At 49.1% G+C, this 21,094-nt stretch carries 17 protein-coding genes, 1 tRNA gene, 3 rRNA genes and 1 other RNA gene; 12 read left to right on the top strand and 10 right to left on the bottom strand.

All coding sequences use genetic code 11. The annotated features are described in order from the left end of the window. The 4 genes from AC6R10_RS08895 to rrf (AC6R10_RS08880) form a co-directional block, all read left to right on the top strand. Positions 1-1,215: ribosomal RNA gene (locus tag AC6R10_RS08895) — 23S ribosomal RNA — on the top strand; the annotation flags it as partial. Positions 1,216-1,375: 160 nt separating this feature from the next. Beyond that, positions 1,376-1,491, top strand: a 5S ribosomal RNA gene (gene rrf / locus AC6R10_RS08890). A gap of 136 nt (positions 1,492-1,627) precedes the next feature. Then, a tRNA-Thr gene (locus tag AC6R10_RS08885) sits at positions 1,628-1,703 on the top strand. A 43-nt stretch (positions 1,704-1,746) separates the two neighbouring features. Then, positions 1,747-1,862 (top strand): 5S ribosomal RNA (rrf, locus tag AC6R10_RS08880). A gap of 65 nt (positions 1,863-1,927) precedes the next feature. On the opposite strand, the gene AC6R10_RS08875 is transcribed toward rrf (AC6R10_RS08880), so the two are convergent. The 5 genes from AC6R10_RS08875 to leuA all read right to left on the bottom strand — a co-directional run bounded on the left by AC6R10_RS08875 (position 1,928) and on the right by leuA (position 7,651). Continuing rightward, entirely contained in the window at positions 1,928-2,713 is a 786-nt protein-coding gene (locus tag AC6R10_RS08875; RefSeq protein ID WP_500672010.1) for a DUF547 domain-containing protein, read from the bottom strand. Positions 2,714-2,844: 131 nt separating this feature from the next. Further along, entirely contained in the window at positions 2,845-3,447 is a 603-nt protein-coding gene (gene leuD, locus AC6R10_RS08870) for a 3-isopropylmalate dehydratase small subunit (RefSeq protein WP_334554132.1), read from the bottom strand. A gap of 11 nt (positions 3,448-3,458) precedes the next feature. Next, the gene (gene leuC, locus AC6R10_RS08865) at positions 3,459-4,859 is read right to left on the bottom strand and encodes a 3-isopropylmalate dehydratase large subunit (RefSeq protein WP_487901397.1); all 1,401 of its coding nucleotides are present in this window, start codon (positions 4,857-4,859) and stop codon (positions 3,459-3,461) included. Between the two features lie 97 nt (positions 4,860-4,956). Further along, on the bottom strand, positions 4,957-6,048 hold the full coding sequence (gene leuB / locus AC6R10_RS08860) for a 3-isopropylmalate dehydrogenase (RefSeq protein WP_500628783.1): 1,092 nt from the start codon (positions 6,046-6,048) through the stop codon (positions 4,957-4,959). Between the two features lie 55 nt (positions 6,049-6,103). Further along, complete coding sequence (leuA, locus tag AC6R10_RS08855) at positions 6,104-7,651, bottom strand: 2-isopropylmalate synthase (protein ID WP_500672009.1); 1,548 nt, start codon at positions 7,649-7,651, stop codon at positions 6,104-6,106. Positions 7,652-8,095: 444 nt separating this feature from the next. On the opposite strand from leuA, the gene AC6R10_RS08850 reads away from it, so the two are divergent. The 6 genes from AC6R10_RS08850 to ilvN all read left to right on the top strand — a co-directional run bounded on the left by AC6R10_RS08850 (position 8,096) and on the right by ilvN (position 15,673). Next, positions 8,096-8,623, top strand: a complete 528-nt coding sequence (locus tag AC6R10_RS08850; RefSeq protein ID WP_500672008.1) for a phosphatase PAP2 family protein — start codon at positions 8,096-8,098, stop codon at positions 8,621-8,623. A gap of 3 nt (positions 8,624-8,626) precedes the next feature. Beyond that, positions 8,627-9,673 carry an MJ1255/VC2487 family glycosyltransferase gene (locus AC6R10_RS08845; RefSeq protein WP_500626335.1) on the top strand — a complete coding sequence of 349 codons (1,047 nt, stop codon included), beginning with the start codon at positions 8,627-8,629 and terminating at the stop codon, positions 9,671-9,673. Between the two features lie 407 nt (positions 9,674-10,080). Further along, positions 10,081-11,040: a transcriptional regulator LeuO gene (gene leuO / locus AC6R10_RS08840; RefSeq protein ID WP_500626336.1), complete on the top strand. Its 960-nt coding sequence runs from the start codon at positions 10,081-10,083 to the stop codon at positions 11,038-11,040. 166 nt (positions 11,041-11,206) lie between these two features. Next, entirely contained in the window at positions 11,207-13,015 is a 1,809-nt protein-coding gene (locus AC6R10_RS08835; RefSeq protein WP_500626337.1) for an AMP-dependent synthetase/ligase, read from the top strand. A gap of 436 nt (positions 13,016-13,451) precedes the next feature. After that, the gene (locus AC6R10_RS08830) at positions 13,452-15,176 is read left to right on the top strand and encodes an acetolactate synthase 3 large subunit (protein WP_334554150.1); all 1,725 of its coding nucleotides are present in this window, start codon (positions 13,452-13,454) and stop codon (positions 15,174-15,176) included. Between the two features lie 2 nt (positions 15,177-15,178). Further along, positions 15,179-15,673 carry an acetolactate synthase small subunit gene (gene ilvN, locus AC6R10_RS08825; RefSeq protein WP_334554152.1) on the top strand — a complete coding sequence of 165 codons (495 nt, stop codon included), beginning with the start codon at positions 15,179-15,181 and terminating at the stop codon, positions 15,671-15,673. A 73-nt stretch (positions 15,674-15,746) separates the two neighbouring features. Here the strand turns inward: ilvN and serA are convergent, their stop codons facing one another. The 5 genes from serA to AC6R10_RS08800 form a co-directional block, all read right to left on the bottom strand. After that, entirely contained in the window at positions 15,747-16,976 is a 1,230-nt protein-coding gene (gene serA / locus AC6R10_RS08820) for a phosphoglycerate dehydrogenase (protein ID WP_500672007.1), read from the bottom strand. Positions 16,977-17,216: 240 nt separating this feature from the next. After that, positions 17,217-17,873, bottom strand: coding sequence for a ribose-5-phosphate isomerase RpiA (gene rpiA, locus AC6R10_RS08815; protein WP_500628780.1), 657 nt, complete (start codon positions 17,871-17,873; stop codon positions 17,217-17,219). A 64-nt stretch (positions 17,874-17,937) separates the two neighbouring features. Continuing rightward, positions 17,938-18,525 (bottom strand): 5-formyltetrahydrofolate cyclo-ligase, encoded by a 588-nt coding sequence (locus AC6R10_RS08810; RefSeq protein WP_500672006.1) that lies wholly within the window; start codon positions 18,523-18,525, stop codon positions 17,938-17,940. A 49-nt stretch (positions 18,526-18,574) separates the two neighbouring features. Next, a non-coding RNA gene (gene ssrS / locus AC6R10_RS08805) (6S RNA) lies at positions 18,575-18,756 on the bottom strand. A gap of 7 nt (positions 18,757-18,763) precedes the next feature. Then, positions 18,764-19,069 carry a cell division protein ZapA gene (locus AC6R10_RS08800; RefSeq protein WP_334554159.1) on the bottom strand — a complete coding sequence of 102 codons (306 nt, stop codon included), beginning with the start codon at positions 19,067-19,069 and terminating at the stop codon, positions 18,764-18,766. 237 nt (positions 19,070-19,306) lie between these two features. On the opposite strand from AC6R10_RS08800, the gene AC6R10_RS08795 reads away from it, so the two are divergent. Together AC6R10_RS08795 and ubiH are read left to right on the top strand one after the other, a co-directional pair. Beyond that, entirely contained in the window at positions 19,307-19,885 is a 579-nt protein-coding gene (locus AC6R10_RS08795) for a YecA/YgfB family protein (RefSeq protein WP_487901387.1), read from the top strand. Positions 19,886-19,905: 20 nt separating this feature from the next. Next, positions 19,906-21,084 carry a 2-octaprenyl-6-methoxyphenyl hydroxylase gene (gene ubiH, locus AC6R10_RS08790; protein ID WP_500672005.1) on the top strand — a complete coding sequence of 393 codons (1,179 nt, stop codon included), beginning with the start codon at positions 19,906-19,908 and terminating at the stop codon, positions 21,082-21,084. Positions 21,085-21,094: the final 10 nt, after the last annotated feature.

Raw genomic sequence — 21,094 nt, 5'->3', positions numbered from 1 at the left:
ACTTCGGGAGAAGGTACGCTCTTGACGGTGAAATCCCTCGCGGATGGAGCTATTGAGAGTCGCAGATACCAGGTGGCTGCAACTGTTTATTAAAAACACAGCACTGTGCAAAATCGTAAGATGACGTATACGGTGTGACGCCTGCCCGGTGCCGGAAGGTTAATTGATGGGGTTAGACTTCGGTCGAAGCTCTTGATCGAAGCCCCGGTAAACGGCGGCCGTAACTATAACGGTCCTAAGGTAGCGAAATTCCTTGTCGGGTAAGTTCCGACCTGCACGAATGGCGTAATGATGGCCACGCTGTCTCCACCCGAGACTCAGTGAAATTGAAATCGCTGTGAAGATGCAGTGTACCCGCGGCTAGACGGAAAGACCCCGTGAACCTTTACTACAGCTTGGCACTGAACATTGAGCCTACATGTGTAGGATAGGTGGGAGGCTTTGAAGCAGGTACGCCAGTATCTGTGGAGCCGACCTTGAAATACCACCCTTGTATGTTTGATGTTCTAACTTAGCCCCGTTATCCGGGGTGAGGACAGTGCCTGGTGGGTAGTTTGACTGGGGCGGTCTCCTCCCAAAGAGTAACGGAGGAGCACGAAGGTGGGCTAATCACGGTTGGACATCGTGAGGTTAGTGCAATGGCATAAGCCCGCTTGACTGCGAGAATGACAATTCGAGCAGGTGCGAAAGCAGGTCATAGTGATCCGGTGGTTCTGAATGGAAGGGCCATCGCTCAACGGATAAAAGGTACTCCGGGGATAACAGGCTGATACCGCCCAAGAGTTCATATCGACGGCGGTGTTTGGCACCTCGATGTCGGCTCATCACATCCTGGGGCTGAAGTCGGTCCCAAGGGTATGGCTGTTCGCCATTTAAAGTGGTACGCGAGCTGGGTTTAGAACGTCGTGAGACAGTTCGGTCCCTATCTGCCGTGGGCGTTGGAAGATTGAAGGGGGCTGCTCCTAGTACGAGAGGACCGGAGTGGACGAACCTCTGGTGTTCGGGTTGTGATGCCAATCGCATTGCCCGGTAGCTAAGTTCGGAATCGATAACCGCTGAAAGCATCTAAGCGGGAAGCGAGCCCTGAGATGAGTCTTCCCTGGCACTTTAAGTGCCCTTAAGGGTTGTTCGAGACTAGAACGTTGATAGGCAGGGTGTGTAAGCGCTGTGAGGCGTTGAGCTAACCTGTACTAATTGCCCGTGAGGCTTAACCATACAACACCCAAAGGGTTTTGATGGACTCAATGAAAGAACATTGAATGTGTAAAAGAGACGAGTGACTAGTTCCTAGTAGCTAGAAACGATAAACACAGCTTTCCGAATTATTAAGTTCTAGGAACTAGGCACTAGAGACTAGGAACTTAAACAAAATTTGCTTGGCGACCATAGCGATTTGGACCCACCTGATTCCATGCCGAACTCAGAAGTGAAACGAATTAGCGCCGATGGTAGTGTGGGGCTTCCCCATGTGAGAGTAGGACATCGCCAGGCTTCCAATTTCTTTTCATTTTTTATAGAAAAATGAAGACAAAGGTAAGACCTCTGATTTTTAGAACAAGGTATCTAAAAATAAAGAGAGCCCGTTGTTAGACGGGTTTTTTTAGTCCACCGACACAAGATTTTGTGTGCTGATATAGCTCAGGTGGTAGAGCGCATCCTTGGTAAGGATGAGGTCCCCAGTTCGAGTCTGGGTATCAGCACCAGTTATTCGTCTCACTCATCATGGTGAGTAGACAACAAAATTTGCTTGGCGACCATAGCGATTTGGACCCACCTGATTCCATGCCGAACTCAGAAGTGAAACGAATTAGCGCCGATGGTAGTGTGGGGCTTCCCCATGTGAGAGTAGGACATCGCCAGGCTTAAATACTCAAACGCCCAGCTAATTCAGCTGGGCGTTTCTCGTTTTTACTCTTGTTGTTCTCGACTACTCTTTTCGTTCGTTCAGTTGCCAATCGTAATCGTAGCGTATTTTGCCTGAAAACTCGGCCAGTTCCGGGCGGTAGTGGGTTAGGTGATCAAACAGCGCTTCTTTGTCGCCAAAGTCAGCGGCAAACCAATCATAAATTGAGGAGAGCGTGAGTGTCTCACCTTGTATCTCTGCTCCTTTACGACTATTGATAAATGCCTCTGCGGCTTGTTCTAGCAGCGCTTCAGTATTCTCTGCGGTGAACGCAGACGCCTGCAAGTTTGGACAGCCAAGACTGGCGCAATTGACGGCGTAGTGAGTACGAGGATCCTGCCAGATTGGGCGTAAAATGCGGTGCTCGATATCGTTGAGAGTGACCTCTTGGCCATTGATCGTCAGGACATCTTGATCCCAAGGGCCAAAGCTAAATAGCCCACCGAGTTTCGTTATGGATGATACGGGGTAGTGGTCGATGATGAGTTTAACGGTGACGGCATTGTACAGGTTTACCCAATAGGCATATTGCTGGTTCTGGCGTAATTGACGAGGGTCGAGCGTCTCCAATGACTCGATATATCGATTGAGTTTGAGTGTGTCTTGAGGCTCAAACGCGCCATAACGCAACAGATGGTCTTCGCCTTGCACAACCAGATATTTATCAAGGAGCTCTTGCCATGCTTGATGAGAGATTGACTCTGCGTGTTCCGGGTTGCTTGTGTTCCAATATGCCCAAAGTTTTGATTCGGGTGCAGCCAACGCGGAGATAGGGGCGAGCAGAAGAAGTGCAGCGAGCGATGTTTTCATCTTATACCTTTACAAATCTGATCTGACAAATCGTACATAGTGATTGAGACCCTCCGAGTGCCTGATATATTTCATCTTCAGAGTGATCAAAAAAAAGCTGGCAGGTTGCCAGCTTTATGGTAAGCGCGAGATTAACGCAAGAACTCGGGGATATTCGCCTCAAAAGCGGCGATCTTCTCTTCGTGTTGTAAGGTCAAACCGATGTTGTCGAGTCCATTGAGCAAGCAATGACGACGGAACTCATCGATCTCGAAACTGTACTCTTTGCCGTTAGCACGCACTTTCATCGCTTCTAAGTCCACTTCCACTTCCGCGCCTTCAGTGGCCTCAACAAATTGAAAAATCTCGTCGACTTCTTGTTCTGCTAAGCGTACAGGGACCATTTGGTTGTTGATCGAGTTGCCGTAAAAAATATCGGCAAAGCTCGGCGCGATCATGGCTTTGATACCGTAGTCGGCTAACGCCCAAGGAGCATGTTCACGTGATGAACCACAACCAAAGTTCTCGCGTGCGAGCAGGATTGAGGCCCCTTTATAACGCGGAGCGTTGAGGACGAAATCTGGGTTAGGCTGTTCACCGGCATCATCTAGAAAGCGCCAATCATGAAAGAGATGCTTGCCAAACCCTAAGCGTGACACCTTTTGCAGGAACTGCTTAGGAATGATTGCATCAGTGTCGACATTCGCTGCATCGAGAGGCACAACCAAGCCGGTATGTTGTTTAAATCCTGACATGTGGTGTCTCCTTAGTTTAACTCACGAATATCAACAAAGTGGCCAGCAATGGCGGCAGCTGCGGCCATGGCAGGGCTGACTAGATGGGTACGACCCCCACGGCCTTGTCGACCTTCAAAATTTCGGTTTGATGTGGAGGCGCAACGCTCTCCTGGCCCTAAGCGGTCATTGTTCATGGCAAGACACATAGAGCAACCAGGTAAGCGCCATTCAAAGCCAGCTTCTTTGAAGATGACATCAAGCCCTTCAGCTTCGGCTTGCGCTTTCACTTGCTCGGAACCTGGTACGATCAACGCTTGCACATGAGCCGCCACTTTGCGTCCTTTCGCCACAGCGGCAGCGGCGCGCATATCCTCGATACGAGAGTTGGTACAAGAACCAACGAACACTTTATCGACGGAGTAGTCAGACAGTGCTTTGCCAGCTTCTAGTCCCATGTAGGCAAGGGCTTTCTCAGCAGAGGCTTTCTCGATAGGGTCTTGAAAGCTCTCGGGCGTAGGGATTGGACTATCGACGGCGATCACTTGTCCTGGGTTTGTCCCCCATGTGACTTGTGGTTTGATGTCTGCACCATTTAGCGTAACGACTGCGTCAAACTTGGCGTCATCGTCGGTTTTCAGGGTTTGCCAATACTCTACAGCAGCGTCCCAGTTGGCGCCCGTAGGCGCAAATTTACGACCTTTGATGTAATCGAAAGTGGTTTGATCGGGTGCAATCAGGCCTGCTTTTGCGCCCAATTCAATCGCCATGTTACACACCGTCATGCGACCTTCCATCGACAGATCTCGGATCGCTTCACCGCAGAACTCGACCACGTAACCCGTGCCGCCCGCGGCAGTGGTCTTCCCTATGATGGCAAGTACGATGTCTTTTGCCGTGATGCCAGGGGCGACCTTGCCTTTGACTTCAATCTTCATTGTTTTGGCGCGCGCTTGCTTCAAGGTTTGAGTGGCAAGCACATGCTCAACTTCTGAGGTGCCGATACCGAATGCCAAGGAACCAAAGGCGCCGTGCGTTGCGGTATGTGAGTCACCACATACGATGGTCATACCCGGAAGCGTAATACCGAGCTCAGGGCCCATTACGTGGACAATGCCTTGGTATTTGTGGTTGATGTCATACAGTGTGACGCCAAATTCTTCACAGTTTTTGGACAGCGTTTCCATCTGGATTCGCGCCATTTCACCGGATGCATTGATGTCTTTGGTGGTGGTTGAGACGTTGTGATCCATGGTTGCGAAGGTCTTGCTGACTTGACGCACGGTGCGTCCTTTTTCACGCAAGCCGTCAAACGCCTGTGGTGAGGTCACTTCATGCACTAAGTGACGATCAATATAAAGGATAGGGTTTTCACCCTCGGCTTCGACGGCGATATGTGCGTCATACACCTTTTCGTATAATGTTTTACCCATTGCTCTTCCTCGTCGTCCTTGTCGATAAACCCGCCAATGCCAAGCGGCGATTGGCGGTGTCATGACGACTTATAGTCTGTTGTGTTTGGTCTGTCTATTACGAGTTTAAAATGTATCCAGCGATTTTGTCGCCCATCTCTGAGGTCGTCAGAGCGGGGTTGTTACCGGCAAGGTCTGCGGTAAGTTCACCAGCGGCTAGCGCTTTAGATACGGCATGTTCAATATCTTGCGCTGCTGCTTCTTCGCCTAGGCTGTAACGCAGCATGAGCGCTGCTGACAGAATTTGCGCTACTGGGTTGGCGATGTTTTTGCCTGCGATGTCCGGGGCACTACCGCCAGCGGGTTCATACAGACCAAACTTGCTCTCATTGAGACTGGCAGAAGGGAGCATACCCATTGAGCCGGTGATCATCGCACATTCATCTGAGATGATGTCGCCAAAAATATTCGAGCACAGCATGACATCAAACTGAGCCGGATCTTTGATAAGCTGCATCGTGGCGTTATCGATGTACATGTGAGAAAGCTCAACATCTGGGTACTCTTTAGCGATCTCTTCCACTACTTCTCGCCAAAGAATAGAGCTTTGCAGTACGTTCGCTTTATCAATTGAGCACACTTTCTTGCGGCGCAGCTGCGCAGACTCAAACGCAATACGCGCAATGCGCTCGATTTCAAAGCGGTGATACACTTCCGTATCAAACGCTTTCTCGTTAGCACCCTCTCCTTCACGTCCTTTCGGTTGACCGAAGTAGATGCCGCCAGTCAGCTCACGCACGACGACGATATCAAAGCCACGCTCAGAGATGTCTGCGCGCAGTGGTGAGAAGGCTTCCAGTCCAGAATGGATTTGAGCTGGGCGCAGGTTGCAAAAGAGTTGGAAATGTTTACGTAGCGGCAGTAACGCACCACGTTCAGGTTGATCGTTTGGCGGTAGATGTTCCCATTTCGGACCACCTACTGAGCCAAATAGAACGGCATCGGACTCTTCACACGCCTTCACCGTGCTCTCTGGGAGTGGCGTACCGTGGTTGTCGATGGCGATGCCACCCACATCATGCTGTTCACGCTCAAAGCGGATTCCGTGCTTACTCTCAATCGCATCCAGTACTTTATTGGCTTGCGCCATTACTTCTGGGCCGATGCCGTCACCAGGGAGAACGGCAATGTTGTACGTTTTGTCTGTCATGTTAATCCTTTAATTTTAATTATCGTGAAGCCTTGAGACCGGAGTCTCAGGCGTCTTATACGGTTGCGATTTTTTTCTGTTTGATTTCAGCAATTTGGTTTGCACGGTGAATGCTGTTGATCACGTGAAGAAGGGCTTGGCCGGAGGCTTCGACAATGTCCGTTGAAACGCCGGTACCGTGATATTTTCGGCCTTTGTAGTTGGCGATAATATCCGCTTGGCCCAAACCATCTTCCCCTTCACCTTTGGCGGTTAAGTCAAACTTATCCAGCACAATATCATACCCAGTGACGCGATAGATACACTGGTACAAGGCATCCACCGGGCCATTGCCGACGGCCGCTTCGCAGCGCTCTTCATCACCGCACTGCAACTTGATACTGGTGGTGGCCATTACGCTACCAGATTGCACGCTGAGATAGTTCAACTTGTAGTAGTCATCTTCTTCGCGCAAGTTAGAGAAGTGCATCAAGGCTTCCAAATCGTAGTCAAACACTTGCCCCTTGCGGTCAGCCAGCTTCAAGAAATCTTCGTACAACGCATCTAGGTTGTACTCTTCGCTCTTGTAGCCCATTGAGTCCATATGGCTCTTCACAGCGGCACGTCCACTGCGACTGGTTAGGTTCAACGCTTGGTTTTTCAATCCAATCGACTCTGGCGTCATGATTTCGTAAGTGTTCTTATTCTTCAGCATGCCATCTTGGTGAATGCCGGAAGAGTGGCTAAACGCGTTGGCGCCGACGATCGCTTTGTTGGATTGAATCGGCATATTGCACAATTGGCTGACGAGTTTACTGGTGCGATGGATTTCGTCGTGTTTAAGGCCAGTGTGAACGCCAAGCAGTTCTTGACGAGTTTTGATGATCATCGCGATCTCTTCGAGAGAGCAGTTGCCCGCTCGCTCTCCGATGCCATTAATGGTGCCTTCAATTTGACGTGCACCTGCTTGAACCGCTGCAATTGAGTTGGCAACAGACATACCAAGGTCATCGTGACAGTGAACAGAGATAATCGCTTTATTGATGTTTGGCACGCGGTTGAATAGAGTTTGAATAATGCCGCCAAACTCGTTGGGCACCGTGTAGCCTACGGTGTCAGGGATATTGATCGTACTGGCACCAGCATCGATCGCCGCTTCGACCATACGACATAGGTTGTCAATTGGAGTACGGCCAGCGTCTTCACATGAGAACTCGACATCATCGGTATAGTTACGCGCATGTTTAACCGCTTTGACACCCATTTCGACTACATCGTCGTAGCTGCGGCGAAGCTTGTCTTGAACGTGCACTGTAGAGGTCGAAATGAAGGTATGGATACGGAATTGGTCGGCGACCTTTAACGCTTCAGCGGCCGCATCGATGTCTTTCGCTACTGCACGAGAAAGCGCACAGATTCGGCTATTCTTGATGTTGCGAGCAATCGCTTGGACGGATTCAAAATCACCCGGAGACGATACAGGGAAGCCTGCTTCAATAACATCAACGCCGAGCCTTTCAAGCGCGTAGGCAATCTGCAGTTTCTCTTTAACTGTCAAACTTGCTGACAACGCTTGTTCGCCATCACGCAATGTGGTGTCGAAAATAATGACTTGATCGTTCATGTTTGCTTCCTTAGTGATTTCTACACATTTGAGTGAGTGAATCGATGACTTCCGGTTTCGTTATAGTAAAAAAAAGCCCGCATATTGATGCGGGCTTTTTGAATCTGTGTGGTGGTTTTTCGTCCACAGCCTACCCGCGCGATTTGGTCACGATAAGGAGGAGGCTCAGCAGGAGAGAAAAACGCATATACATGATTAACGTGTCCTTAAAGGTCGTTATATATCCACAAAATTAAGTTAACAAATTAGTACCGTACTCAACCGCCTAGGTCAACCCTAAAGTGCAAGTTTTCTCCTCTTTCTTGTTTTCTTTATTTTCAACAGACGCAAAGGTTTGCGTTTTCTACTGAGTGTTGATGTCACGCAACTACAGTGAAACGTTCACGAACCTGTCACCAAGAACGCTTAGTTTGTCATCAATACCGTCATGGAAAGGAGTCGGTCATGCGTACTATCGAACCTATCGCAAAGTTAGATTTGGCGTTCTCATTGTTTTGCTTGCAGCACAAGTTTTCTTGGCCTGTGTCTCGCTTGAGCAAAGCCGTCTCTCACACAGGTGATGGACACCTTTATGTGTTATTTGGCGCTCTAGCGTGGGGCTGGGGTGGCGATACTGGGGCTTGGTTTCTGCTTGCTGGTTTAACGGCGTTTCTTATCGAGCTTCCGATTTACTGGACGTTGAAAAACTTATTTAAGCGCCGCCGTCCGCAGGAGTTGTCAGATCTGGTGCCCTCTTTTATTACTCCATCCGATCGCTACAGTTTACCCTCTGGGCATACGGCAGCGGCGTTCTTAATGGCCACCTTGATCGGACACTTTTATCCAGGCTTGGCGGTCATCGCGTTAGTCTGGGCCTGTTTTATCGCCTTATCTCGTATCTTGTTGGGTGTCCATTTTCTCACTGATGTGTTGTTAGGCGCAGTCTTGGGCATGATGTGTGCTCAAGCTGCCCTCACCCTGATTGGAGGTTAATGAGTGAAAATACTGTATGGCGTTCAAGGCACTGGTAATGGTCATATCGCACGTGCAAGAGCAATGGCACAGTGTTTAAAAAAGAGCGGGTTGGAGGTGCAGTTTCTCTTTTCTGGCCGAGAAAAGTCTAAGTACTTCTCTATGGAGGAGTTTGGCGACTATCAAACTCGGCAAGGCTTTTCATTTGTGACCAATAAAGGCCAGGTGGATTACCTAAAAACCGCCTTGAGCAATAACCCCTGGCATTTTTGGCGAGAAGTCAAACAGCTCGATTTGTCTCAGTACGATCTCGTCCTCAATGATTTCGAGCCTGTGTCTGCTTGGGCCGCACGGCAACAAAACATCCCATCGATTAGCATCAGCCACCAAAACGCCTTTCGCTACCCTGTCCCTTTACGTGGCGCGAGTTGGTTTGATAAACAAGTCATCGAGCATTTTGCCCCAGCCAATTATCACATCGGGCTGCATTGGTATCATTTTGATCAACCCATTTTGCCACCCATTGTGCATACGCATAGAGAAGAGGTGGCAGAAGAAGCGTTTATTTTGGTTTATTTGCCGTTTGAAAGCACCGCCGACATTTCGGAGTTGTTGCTTCGTTTTGTTAACCATCGCTTTATCTGTTATCACCCAGAAATCATCGAACCTGAATTGATCGACAATATCGAGTTTATGCCACTCAGCGTCTCCTCTTTTCATTACCATCTCAATCGATGCGGTGGGGTGATTGCCAATGGTGGTTTTGAGCTGCCGTCAGAAGCGTTGACGTTGGGTAAGAAGCTGCTACTCAAGCCCTTGAGTGGGCAGTTTGAGCAACTAAGCAATGTGGCAACATTAGAGGATCTTGGGTTGGCGTCGTCGATGGAGATGCTGGATGCCTCGATTGTTCGTCGTTGGCTCGATGAGCCTGGAGCAGAGAGTGTGAATTACCCCGATGTCGCACAGGCAATTGTGGCGTGGATTGAAAAAGGGCGTTGGGATGATCAGTTGGCGTTGACCGGTGAACTATGGGAGCGAGTGGATTTTCCAAGTTATGTTACCCCCTCCTAGCGTTGAGATAGGCGCTACGTTGATTCGACAAAAACAGCATCAGTTATTGATGCTGTTTTTGTATCCGCGAGAGTAACTATTGATTCCCTCCATAATAGCGGCGCGATATGGAAATGCGTGAGGTATATGAAATATTTGTATATTTCTATAAAAAACAGCGTTTTAGTTATTTTTACATGTGGCTTAATGTTTTGATTCGTAAGGCCTTTCTGATTTGTATGATAAAAAATACTGATTAAATATCAATCTAGTTGATAAGCGCAGTTTGATTCGTTGATAGTAGTAATGCGTTAGGAAATATCTGACTTAGAAATACGAGTGCCATCCCGTGCCACGGCTTTCTGTTCCCCACCTATTCGCATCAAAAATATTGAATGAATTTGACGAATTTTAATGAGGCTTGCCAAATGAATGACAAGAAAGAATCGGTTAGCGCTATGTCTAGCTACCGTATGGAAAGTACGTTACGTGGAGTGGATCTCAACCTATTAACTGTGTTTGATGCGGTGATGCAAGAGCAAAACATCACACGCGCTGCGCATAACTTGGGCATGTCCCAACCTGCAGTGAGCAACGCTGTCGCACGCCTAAAAGTGATGTTTAATGACGAACTCTTTATGCGTCAAGGTCGCGGTATCCAACCGACTCAACGCGCTCGCCAACTGTTTGGCCCTGTGCGTCAAGCGTTGCAACTGATCCGTAACGAGCTGCCAAGTTCTGTGTTTTCTCCTGAAACGTCAACACGTCTTTTCAAGCTTGGTATTTGCAGCCCTTGTGACATGCGTTTTGCACCCAAAATCATGGCAACGATTCACGAGTTGGCACCGAATGTCCAACTGCACCTCGATGCGGAATTTGACCGCCAATTAGCTGAGCGCATGCGTTATCAAGAAATTGATTTTGTGATTGATTACGCCCGTTTTGATGAGCAAGGTTTCTCAAGCACAGAAATCTTCCAAGACGAATTGGTTGTCGTCGCATCAAAAGCACACTCGCGCATTAACGGCAGCGTGAGCGCAGATGACTTGCTGCGTGAGCGTCATGCAAAACTGTCTAAAATTCATGGTCAGCGTAGCTTCTCTGAGCAAGCTTATCGTGATCTAGACTTACAAGCGTACTATGAAGGTACGAGCTTGAGTAACGTGCTGTACGTGGTCGGTCAGTCAGAGCTCGTGACTATCGCACCGCGTTGGATGGTTGAAAATGCCGCCAACAAAGAGCAGCTACAAGTACTTGAGTTCCCGTTTGAGAACGCCAGTATCAGTGGCTACCTCAGCTGGCACGAGTCGAGTGAAAAAGACAAAGGCCACATCTGGTTGCGTGATCAACTGATGATGGTGTGCGGTGAAGTGGTCGCTTTAAACTAATTGACACACTTTTCTTGTATTAAAAAACCTTGGGTGGCTCTCGCCTCCCGAGGTTTTTTACTATTTAGCGGCAGAAGTTTGATGAGTGTCAGTTGCCTTTTCAAACTTGAAATGTACACTTGTGCGCTGAAATAAGGCTTACAGGTGTAAGCTAAAGGTAGAAGTGATGGCCAATTTAGATTTTCATATCGTACAACGAATTCGAGACAGAATTGCACAAGGCGCCGATCGCGCCGCGCTCAAGCACAAAGTGAACGGTGCTTGGCAAGACATCAGTTGGAAGCAGTTCGGTCAGCAAGTGGACGCCGTGTCGCTTGCACTATTGGCTCAAGGATTGAGAATACAAGATAAAGTCGGCATTTTTTCCAACAACATGCCGCAATGGACCATCGCTGATATCGGTGCGCTGCAAGCCCGTATCGTGACCGTTCCTATTTATCCGACCAACACCGCTGCCCAGTCCGCATATATCGTAGAAAACGCGGATGTGAAAGTGCTGTTTGTTGGCGAGCAAACTCAGTTTGATGCGGCGTTAGAGATCACGACATTGTGCCCTCAGCTTGAGTTGATTGTCGCTATGTCCGATGACATCGAATTAGGGGATGCGCCGAACGCGATGAGCTGGAAAGGCTTTATTGCCAGCGGCAGCGAAGCGCACCAAGCGGAGCTTGACGCGCGTTTAAGCCAATCAAACGCCGATGATCTGCTCACACTGATTTACACCTCAGGTACTACCGGTCAACCGAAAGGCGTGATGCTCGATTACGCTAACATTGCCGCGCAACTCGAAGGGCATGACAAACGTCTGAGCCTCTCTCAAGATGATGTGTCGCTCTGTTTCTTGCCGTTGTCTCACGTGTTTGAGCGGGCGTGGACTTACTACGTGCTCTACAAAGGCGCGACCAACTGTTATCTGCAAGACACCATGCAAGTGCGTGATGCCTTAGGCGAAGTGCGCCCTACTGTGATGTGTGCGGTGCCAAGATTTTACGAGAAAATCTTCTCGGCCATTCATGAGAAAGTGTCTAAAGCTCCACTGATTCGCAAAGTGCTGTTCACCTGGGCGGTGAATATGGGCGCCAAGGTGTCGGCGTGTCATCAAGAGGGACGAGAGCCTTCTTTGCTACTGAAAAAGTCACATGCGCTTGCGGATAAATTGGTCCTGTCGAAGCTGCGTGCTTTATTGGGTGGTCGCATCAACTTTATGCCTTGTGGCGGCGCAAAGCTTGATGAAACCATTGGCCGTTTTTTCCATGCTTTAGGCATTAACGTCAAGTTAGGCTACGGTATGACGGAAACCACCGCGACGGTGTCATGCTGGAGCGATACCGGTTTTAACCCTGACTCCATTGGTGTCACTATGCCCGGTGCGCAAGTGAAAATCGGAGAGAACAACGAGATTCTCGTCCGTGGCCCTATGGTCATGCGTGGTTATTACAAAATGCCCGAGGAGACAGCGAAGAGTTTTGACGAGCAAGGCTTCTTGAAGACAGGAGATGCGGGGCATATTGATGAGGATGGCCATCTCTTTATTACCGACCGTATCAAAGAGCTGATGAAAACCTCCGGCGGTAAATACATTGCGCCTCAAGTGGTCGAAGGGGCGATCGGCAAAGATCACTTCATTGAGCAGGTGGCGGTGATTGCCGATACGCGCAAATTTGTCTCCGCTCTGATTGTGCCTTGTTTTGACAGCTTGGAAGAGTACGCCAAAGAGTTGAACATTAAGTATCACGACAGGGTCGAGCTGATAAAACACCACCAAGTGGTCGAAATGCTGGAAAAGCGAGTCAAAGATCTGCAAAAAGAGTTGGCCAATTTTGAGCAAGTGAAGAAGTTCAAACTGCTGCCTAAAGCCTTCTCAATGGACGATGGCGAGCTAACGCCCACTCAAAAACTGCGCAGAAAAGTGATCAATGATAAATATCAGGACGAAATCGAAGAAATGTACAGTGATAAGCCGGAACACAAGTAGTTCCGCGCTAGGATAATTTTTCGATTGATGAAAAATCCCTCAATGACATACATGAGTCATTGAGGGATTTTTTTTGCGCTTTACTCATCAGCTTTAGCCAATGAGATGAGGATGACGAGAAGTGATGAAACAATATATATGACTAAAATTTTCCATTACTTTAATGCCTTGTATTGCTTTGGTGCCACTCGGTGAGTATTTAAGGCCCTGTTTCCTTGTTTAGTAGCATCTTGTCAATTTTGCGAGGTAAATCGCATTAGACCTGGTGCTAATTAAACGTTACATTTGTTGCGTTACCTTGCTTTTTGTTACGACAGAGCAGGACATAGCCGAAAAAGTGTATGTATTTCGATTAGGCTACGAATAAGACCTAGACTATGTAAAACCAGCTCAATTGATTGACCTTATTGATTGAGGTACTGGTAAGGAGAAAAATATGGCAGCAATGTTGTCCGGAGCAGAGATGGTGGTGCAATCTCTGATCGAAGAAGGCGTTGAACAGATCTTTGGATACCCAGGTGGTTCCGTTCTTGATATCTATGATGCGCTGCACGCCAAAACCGACCAAATCAAGCACGTTCTCGTGCGTCACGAACAAGCCGCTACCCACATGGCCGACGGCTATGCAAGAGCAACGGGCAACCCAGGTGTGGTGCTTGTCTGTTCTGGACCTGGAGCGACCAATACCATTACGGGGATCGCGACGGCGTACATGGATTCTATCCCGATGATCGTCATTTCCGGCAACGTGCCTAATAACCTGATTGGTAACGATGCGTTCCAAGAGTGTGACATTGTTGGCGTCTCTCGCCCTGTGGTAAAGCACAGCTTTTTGGTGAAAAAAGCGGAAGATATTCCTGAAACGGTCAAAAAAGCCTTTTATATTGCCACTACCGGGCGACCAGGTCCTGTGGTGATTGATTTGCCTAAGGATGTGATGAATCCTTTGGTGAAGCTGCCTTACGAGTATCCTTCATCCATTTCAATGCGCTCTTATAAGCCGACAACCAGCGGCCACAAAGGGCAGATCAAAAAGGCGCTGAAAGCGCTGCTCGACGCGAAAAAGCCGGTTCTTTATGTCGGTGGTGGCGCGGTGATCGCCGAAGCAGATAAACCGCTGCTTAAATTGGCAGAAGCGCTGAATTTGCCGGTTGTTAGCACACTGATGGGACTAGGGGCTTTTCCTGGCACACACAAAAATGCGCTCGGTATGCTCGGGATGCATGGCGTGTATGAAGCAAACATGGCGATGCATAACGCCGATCTGATCTTTGGTGTTGGGGTTCGCTTTGATGATCGCACCACCAACAATCTAGAGAAATATTGTCCCGATGCGAAAGTTATGCATGTCGACATTGATCCCTCATCCATCTCTAAAAACGTCAAAGCGGATCTGCCGATCGTCGGCTCTGCGGACAAAGTACTGCAAGCTATGGTGGATCTGCTAGAAGATCAACAAGCATCCAACGATCAACAAGCATTGACTCGCTGGTGGGACGACATTCAAACATGGCGCGATCGCGCTTGCTTAGCGTATGAAACCTCTCCAGAGCGGATTAAGCCTCAGCAAGTTATCGAGACACTGCACAAGCTGACGAATGGCGACGCTTATGTGGCTTCTGATGTTGGTCAGCACCAGATGTTTGCCGCGCTCTACTACCCGTTTAATAAACCTCGCCGCTGGATCAATTCTGGTGGTCTAGGCACGATGGGCTTTGGCCTTCCTGCGGGTATGGGGGTGAAATTTGCTAAGCCGAATGAAGAAGTGGTTGTCGTGACGGGCGATGGCAGTATTCAGATGAACATCCAAGAGCTCTCTACGGCGATGCAGTATGATATTCCGGTGAAGATCATTAACCTCAACAACCGTTTCTTGGGCATGGTCAAACAGTGGCAAGACATTATCTACCAAGGGCGACACTCCAACTCCTACATGAGTTCTGTTCCTGACTTTGCAGCCATTGCACAGGCGTATGGGCATGTGGGTATCCGTATCGAAACCCCCGATCAGCTGGAAGCGGGCCTAAAGCAAGCTTTGGATATGAAAGATCGTTTGGTGTTTGTGGATATCAATGTCGATGAAACAGAGCACGTTTACCCAATGCAGATCAAAGGCGAGGGTATGGACAAAATGTGGTTGAGCAAAACGGAGAGAACCTAATTATGCGACATATTATTTCACTACTACTGGAAAACCAGCCGGGTGCCTTGTCTCGCGTGGTGGGGCTATTCTCTCAGCGTGGCTATAACATTGAGTCATTGACGGTATCACCGACAGACGATGAGACCTTATCACGCCTCAACATTACGACCATTTCAGATAACATGCAGCTTGAACAGATTCAAAAGCAACTGCACAAGCTGATTGACGTGCTGAAAGTGCAAGAAGTCACCGAGTTTGAGCATATCGAACGCGAACTGATGATGGTGAAAGTCAAAGCCAGTGGCTTTGCTCGCGCTGAAGTGAAGCGCACGGCGGATATTTTCCGCGGTCAAATTGTCGATGTGACCTCTTCGCAATACACCGTTCAGTTGGCTGGGACCAGTGACAAACTGGATGCCTTCATTCAAGCGATTTCTGAAGTGACGGATGTGATTGAAGTGGCGCGAAGTGGCGTGGTAGGCATTGCTCGCGGAGAGCGAACGCTCAAGCCATAAACCCATCTTTAATTAAGTTTATCCCAATAAAAAACCACCTAGCGGTGGTTTTTTATTGCTGCTCAACGAACCATTAGTGCAGGATTCGCGCGCGAATGGTGCCTTCAATGCTTTTTAGCTTCTCAAGCGCCTCTTCAGAGCGGCCCGTTTCAACGTCAATCACCACGTAGCCGATCTCTGCGCTGGTTTGCAGGTACTGAGCCGCGATGTTGATGCCATCTTCTGCGAAGATGGTGTTAATTTGCGTCAGGATGCCAGGACGGTTTTTGTGAATGTGCAGCAAACGCGAACAGTCACGGTGTTCAGGCAGCGACACCTCAGGGAAGTTAACACTCGATAGGGTTGACCCGTTGTCTGAGTATTTCGCTAACTTACCCGCGACTTCCACGCCGATGTTCTCTTGCGCTTCTTGTGTCGAACCGCCGACGTGAGGGGTGAGGATAACGTTGTCAAACTTCTGTAATGGCGATTCAAATAGGTCCGCATTGGTCTTTGGTTCCACCGGGAACACATCAATCGCCGCGCCAGCTAGGTGGCCTGATTCCATTGCATGGCACAGCGCTTCAATATCCACCACGGTACCACGAGCGGCGTTGATGAAGATTGAGCCTGGCTTCATGCGAGCAAACTCTTCAGCGCCCATCATGTTTTTGGTTTCTGGCGTTTCTGGTACGTGCAGAGAAATGACATCACACTTATTGAGAAGCTCACTCATGGTGTGGACTTGTGTCGCGTTGCCAAGAGAGAGTTTGTTTTCAATGTCGTAGTAGTAGACGCGCATACCCAAGTTTTCAGCGATGATGCCAAGCTGGGTACCGATGTGACCGTAACCAATGATGCCAAGGCGTTTACCGCGCGCTTCGTAAGAGTGATCAGCACTCTTCTTCCAAATGCCACGGTGGGCAAGGGCATTCTTTTCAGGGATACCGCGAAGGAGTAGGAGAACTTGACCTAGCACCAACTCTGCCACACTGCGCGTGTTCGAGAATGGGGCATTAAACACTGGAATACCGCGAACGGACGCCGCATTAAGATCCACTTGGTTGGTACCAATACAAAAACAGCCAATCGCGACTAACTTTTCAGCAGCATCAATTACTTCCTTGGAGAGGTTGGTGCGCGAGCGAATACCAATAAAGTGTGCATCTTTAACGGCTTCTAGAAGCTCATCTTCTGCAAGGGAACCTTTATGGTACTCAATGTTGGAGTAGCCAGCGGCTTGCAAAACTTCGACCGACGATGGGTGAAGGCCTTCTAGGAGTAGAATCTTAATTTTGTCTTTTTCCAGTGAAACTTTGGCCATTATGTTCATCCTTATAATGGGAAATTGGGGCTTAACTGGCGCACATGTTAAATGACAACGTTTTTTCGACACTTAGTGTGACGCAAACGTTTTCCTTGTGCGTCTTCTGCTCACTAAGTTAACAAAAAAAATACAGCTTGGGTAAGAAAATTACGGAATAAGGAATAATTTTTATCGGGCTAAAAAGAAAAACGGCACCTAAAGGCGCCGTTTGTAAGGAAATAACTAAATTAAGTCGTTTTATGCCTCGATTTGGGCTCCGTTTGGTGTCCCGGTGATCACGACATCCGCGCCGCGATGAGCGAACAGGCCAACGGTCACGACGCCCGCGATGGCATTGATCTGATCTTCGGTCTTTTTAGGTTCAACAATCTTCATATTGTGAACGTCGAGAATGATGTTGCCATTGTCGGTCAGAACACCTTCACGGTAGACAGGCTCACCACCAAGTTTAACCAGTTCACGTGCAACGTAAGCGCGAGCCATAGGGATGACTTCAACGGGCAATGGGAATTGACCAAGAACCTCAACGGCTTTGGTGTTGTCGACAATACAGATGAACTTGTCGGAAATCGCCGCGACGATCTTTTCGCGAGTCAGTGCCGCGCCGCCACCTTTGATCATTTCACGTGCTGGGTTGATTTCATCCGCGCCATCGACGTAGACATCCAGTTTGGTCACGTCATTGCAATCAAACACTTCGATACCGAGTCCTTTGAGTTTCTCGGTGGAAGCTTCAGAGCTGGATACGGCACCTTTGATGTCGTCTTTCATAGTGCCCAATGCATCGATGAAGTGATTCACAGTGGAGCCCGTACCCACACCGACAATGCTGCCTTTTTCGACATATTGTAGTGCAGCCCAGCCGGCTTCTTTTTTCATTTCATCTTGAGTCATGCCCATCTCCTAAATGCGGTGTAAATATCGGTGAATTGCGCGCGATTATAGCCGCAAATGGCGTCTATTCCCAATCCCATATCCGGCTTGGGGTCACTATTTTTGGAAGTGGCACGTCCCATTGCTCAGCAGGTAGGACATCAACGTGTTGGCAATCATGGGCTAAGCCAATTGGCTTTGCGCCTTGCGAGCAGGCAAACCATTTGGCTAAGGTACGATCGTAGTAGCCGCCGCCCATGCCAAGACGTTGGCCACTGGAGTCAAAACCGACCAAAGGTGTGCAGATTAAATCCAGTTTTTCTACCGGGATGACTTGAGTTTGGTCAAGCTTGGGCTCTGGAATGTAGAAGCGGTTTTCCACTAACGGCGTGTTGGCGTGATAGTGCAAAAACAGCAGGTGGCCTTTGGAAAAAGGATGCAGCACAGGGAGATAGGTTTTTTTACCTTGTTGCCATAGCCATTCGATTAACGGCATGGTGTCAATTTCGCCGTCCGTTGAGAGATAAAGTGCGATGTGCTCGGCAGAGGTGAGCTCTGGAAGTGATGAAAACTGACGCACGAGATCAAGCGCGGCGAGGTGTTGCACATCACTGGCAAGTTGCTGTCGTTTTTGGCGGATGGTTTGACGAAATTGTTGTCGAGACTCAGACATGCTGCGTTACCCCTATCAAAGGGTAAATCCAACGCATGTTGCGCAAGGAGGATACCCCAGAGTGCCGTTGGAGATGTTGACCCTTGAACCAGCTGGTTCAAGGCGGATCAGCAATGATAACCGTAGGCTTCTCGGTGCATGCCGAGCTTGCTCAATAGCTATCAAGTACCGACCCTTGGGTATTGCTTATCGGCTCAGGGACTAATCCCCTCACGCACACTCCAGGGTAAATTCTTGATTATTGCTGTCCTGGCTTTACTTTATTCAATGCATCGTCAATCGATGCGGTGAGCAATTCCATGCGCTCACACATGTGATTCTGTTGCTCTTCCACAGTATCACGGGTTTCGAGTTCATGACAGAAGTTCAACGCGACGAAGGTCAACAATTGCACTTCATTGGTCATTTTGGTTTTTGCGGTCATCTCTTTTAGGCTTTCATCAAGGCGCTTTGCAGCTCGACGTAGTGAGTCTTCTTGTCCCGCAGGGCAATTCACTCTCGTCAGCTTTCCTAAAATTTCGACATCTACCGCTTGATTACTCATATCAATTCAAATATTCCGATTAAGATGACAATCCAGCGCCCTACGCAATGTCACCGAGGAGGAAACTATAGGAAAAGCCTAGATAAGATTCAAGCTTTTCACGACCGACTCGAGTGTAAAAAGACACGAAATGGACAATTTGCGTAAAAGCTATTCACTATTGTCGATTCGTGCGTTTTCGCCAGGTGTGGTAAGTGTTAGGATTAGTCCAATTCCTGTAAAATTTGGGTCATTTCTATGAGCAATAAATCCCTACCAGATTACCTCTCTCTCGCTAGCGAACTGCAAAGTGCCGGACTGGCTGTGAACCCTTCTGAGCTACACGGCTTATTGACGGGCATGCTCAGCGGTGGTTTGAGTCTGACTGATAAAAGCTGGCAACCGATGCTGTTTGACTACACCAACGAAGGCATGGGATGGCCAACCAGTGCGTTAGCACACGCGCAAAAGACGTTGGATGTGACGGTTGCAGATATGACCAGCGCCAGCTTAGAGATGGCCTTGCTATTGCCCGATGAGGAGGCCAGTGCCTCGTTGTTTGATGTGGCTGATGGTGTGGCCGATTGGGTAAACCATTTTATCTCTGGGCTTGGCTTGGTCGGCACCAATTTGAAAAAAGCGTCTCAAGAGTGCAAAGAAGCCCTTGCGGATCTTGAGGAGATCTCGAAATTGGGGATCGACGAAGATGATGATCTGCAAGAGCAAGCGGATCTGCTTCTGCAAGTGATCGAGCACATCAAAGCGTGCGTACTGACGATTCATGCCGAGTTCGGTCAAAAACCGAGTACGCCCGAGCGCGCACCTACGATCCATTAATTCGTCAGTAAGGAATCAGGATGAAGCAGTATGATGTGGTGATATCAGGGGGAGCCATGGCGGGAATGACGCTGGCTCTCGCGCTGGATACTCTGTGTCATGGTGAGTTGTCGATTGCGGTTGTGGAGTCTTTCGAGTCCGATCACAGTCGACACCCTGGCTTTGATTCGCGCTCTATCGCGCTCTCTTATGGCAGTGCGAAGCAGTTGAAGCAGTGGGGGCTGTGGTCAGCCATCGCGCCAGTGGCAACGAGCATCAATCATATCCATGTCTCTGATCGCGGCCATGCAGGCATGACGTCGATCAGCAGAGAAGAGATCGGTGATCAAGCGTTGGGCTACGTTGTCGAGTTGGCCGATGTTGGGCGTATTTATCACCAACTGGTCAGTGAGCGCCCCGCGATTGCGCTTTACTGCCCAGATTCTGTGCTACAACTGGAGAGAAGTGCTCAGCACGTTGAGATTATCCTGTCTAGTGGTGAGCACATTCGAAGTCGATTGCTGGTTGCGGCAGACGGTGCGTTATCATCGAGCTGCGATCAAGTGGGGCTGACCCTCAATGAGCATGACTTTGATCAAGTGGCAATCATTGCCAATATTCGTGCTCAGCAGCCACATCATGGACAGGCATTTGAACGCTTCACTGAAACCGGCCCTTTGGCGCTGTTACCTATGTCGCAAGAGCGGTTGTCTTTGGTGTGGTGCGTCAAACCTGATCGCGCTAGCGAGTTGCTTTCCCTCACTGACCGCGCGTTTTTAGCTCAGCTACAAACGGCGTTTGGCTGGCGACTTGGCCAGTTGCAACAGGCTGGCCAACGCGCCAGCTATCCACTGATTTTGCGTACACGTCGACAAACGATCGCCCATCGTATCGCGGTGGTGGGCAACGCAGCGCAAACCTTGCACCCTATCGCAGGGCAAGGATTTAACTTGGGTATCCGAGATGTGGCGACACTGGCTGAGCTGATCGCGGGCGCACCCAACGATCCTGGGCACTATGATCTTTTGTCCAAATATCGCCAGCGTCGAGAAGCGGATCGTGAGCAAACCATTGCGTTGACCGCCGGTCTGGTTCATACCTTCTCGAACGATTACTTAGCCATGCGAATTGGTCGAAACCTAGGACTGGCGGTAATGGAGTGGGCGCCGCCAGTGAAAAAGCCACTTTTACAACGCACATTGGGTTTGGTGGCACGTTAACCGGCCATCA

The organism is Vibrio sp. R12-SG2-ISO1 (genome assembly GCF_059834045.1).
The sequence above is the reverse complement of the archived record's forward strand: the minus strand, read 5'-3'. Positions and strand labels throughout refer to the sequence as shown.

Excerpts from the sequence above, each read along its gene's own strand:
- AC6R10_RS08875 (WP_500672010.1), bottom strand. The coding sequence starts at position 2,713 with ATGAAAACATCGCTCGCTGCACTTCTTCTGCTCGCCCCTATCTCCGCG.
- leuD (WP_334554132.1), bottom strand. The coding sequence starts at position 3,447 with ATGTCAGGATTTAAACAACATACCGGCTTGGTTGTGCCTCTCGATGCA.
- leuC (WP_487901397.1), bottom strand. The coding sequence starts at position 4,859 with ATGGGTAAAACATTATACGAAAAGGTGTATGACGCACATATCGCCGTC.
- leuB (WP_500628783.1), bottom strand. The coding sequence starts at position 6,048 with ATGACAGACAAAACGTACAACATTGCCGTTCTCCCTGGTGACGGCATC.
- leuA (WP_500672009.1), bottom strand. The coding sequence starts at position 7,651 with ATGAACGATCAAGTCATTATTTTCGACACCACATTGCGTGATGGCGAA.
- AC6R10_RS08850 (WP_500672008.1), top strand. The coding sequence starts at position 8,096 with ATGCGTACTATCGAACCTATCGCAAAGTTAGATTTGGCGTTCTCATTG.
- leuO (WP_500626336.1), top strand. The coding sequence starts at position 10,081 with ATGAATGACAAGAAAGAATCGGTTAGCGCTATGTCTAGCTACCGTATG.
- AC6R10_RS08835 (WP_500626337.1), top strand. The coding sequence starts at position 11,207 with ATGGCCAATTTAGATTTTCATATCGTACAACGAATTCGAGACAGAATT.
- AC6R10_RS08830 (WP_334554150.1), top strand. The coding sequence starts at position 13,452 with ATGGCAGCAATGTTGTCCGGAGCAGAGATGGTGGTGCAATCTCTGATC.
- ilvN (WP_334554152.1), top strand. The coding sequence starts at position 15,179 with ATGCGACATATTATTTCACTACTACTGGAAAACCAGCCGGGTGCCTTG.
- serA (WP_500672007.1), bottom strand. The coding sequence starts at position 16,976 with ATGGCCAAAGTTTCACTGGAAAAAGACAAAATTAAGATTCTACTCCTA.
- rpiA (WP_500628780.1), bottom strand. The coding sequence starts at position 17,873 with ATGACTCAAGATGAAATGAAAAAAGAAGCCGGCTGGGCTGCACTACAA.
- AC6R10_RS08810 (WP_500672006.1), bottom strand. The coding sequence starts at position 18,525 with ATGTCTGAGTCTCGACAACAATTTCGTCAAACCATCCGCCAAAAACGA.
- AC6R10_RS08800 (WP_334554159.1), bottom strand. The coding sequence starts at position 19,069 with ATGAGTAATCAAGCGGTAGATGTCGAAATTTTAGGAAAGCTGACGAGA.
- AC6R10_RS08795 (WP_487901387.1), top strand. The coding sequence starts at position 19,307 with ATGAGCAATAAATCCCTACCAGATTACCTCTCTCTCGCTAGCGAACTG.
- ubiH (WP_500672005.1), top strand. The coding sequence starts at position 19,906 with ATGAAGCAGTATGATGTGGTGATATCAGGGGGAGCCATGGCGGGAATG.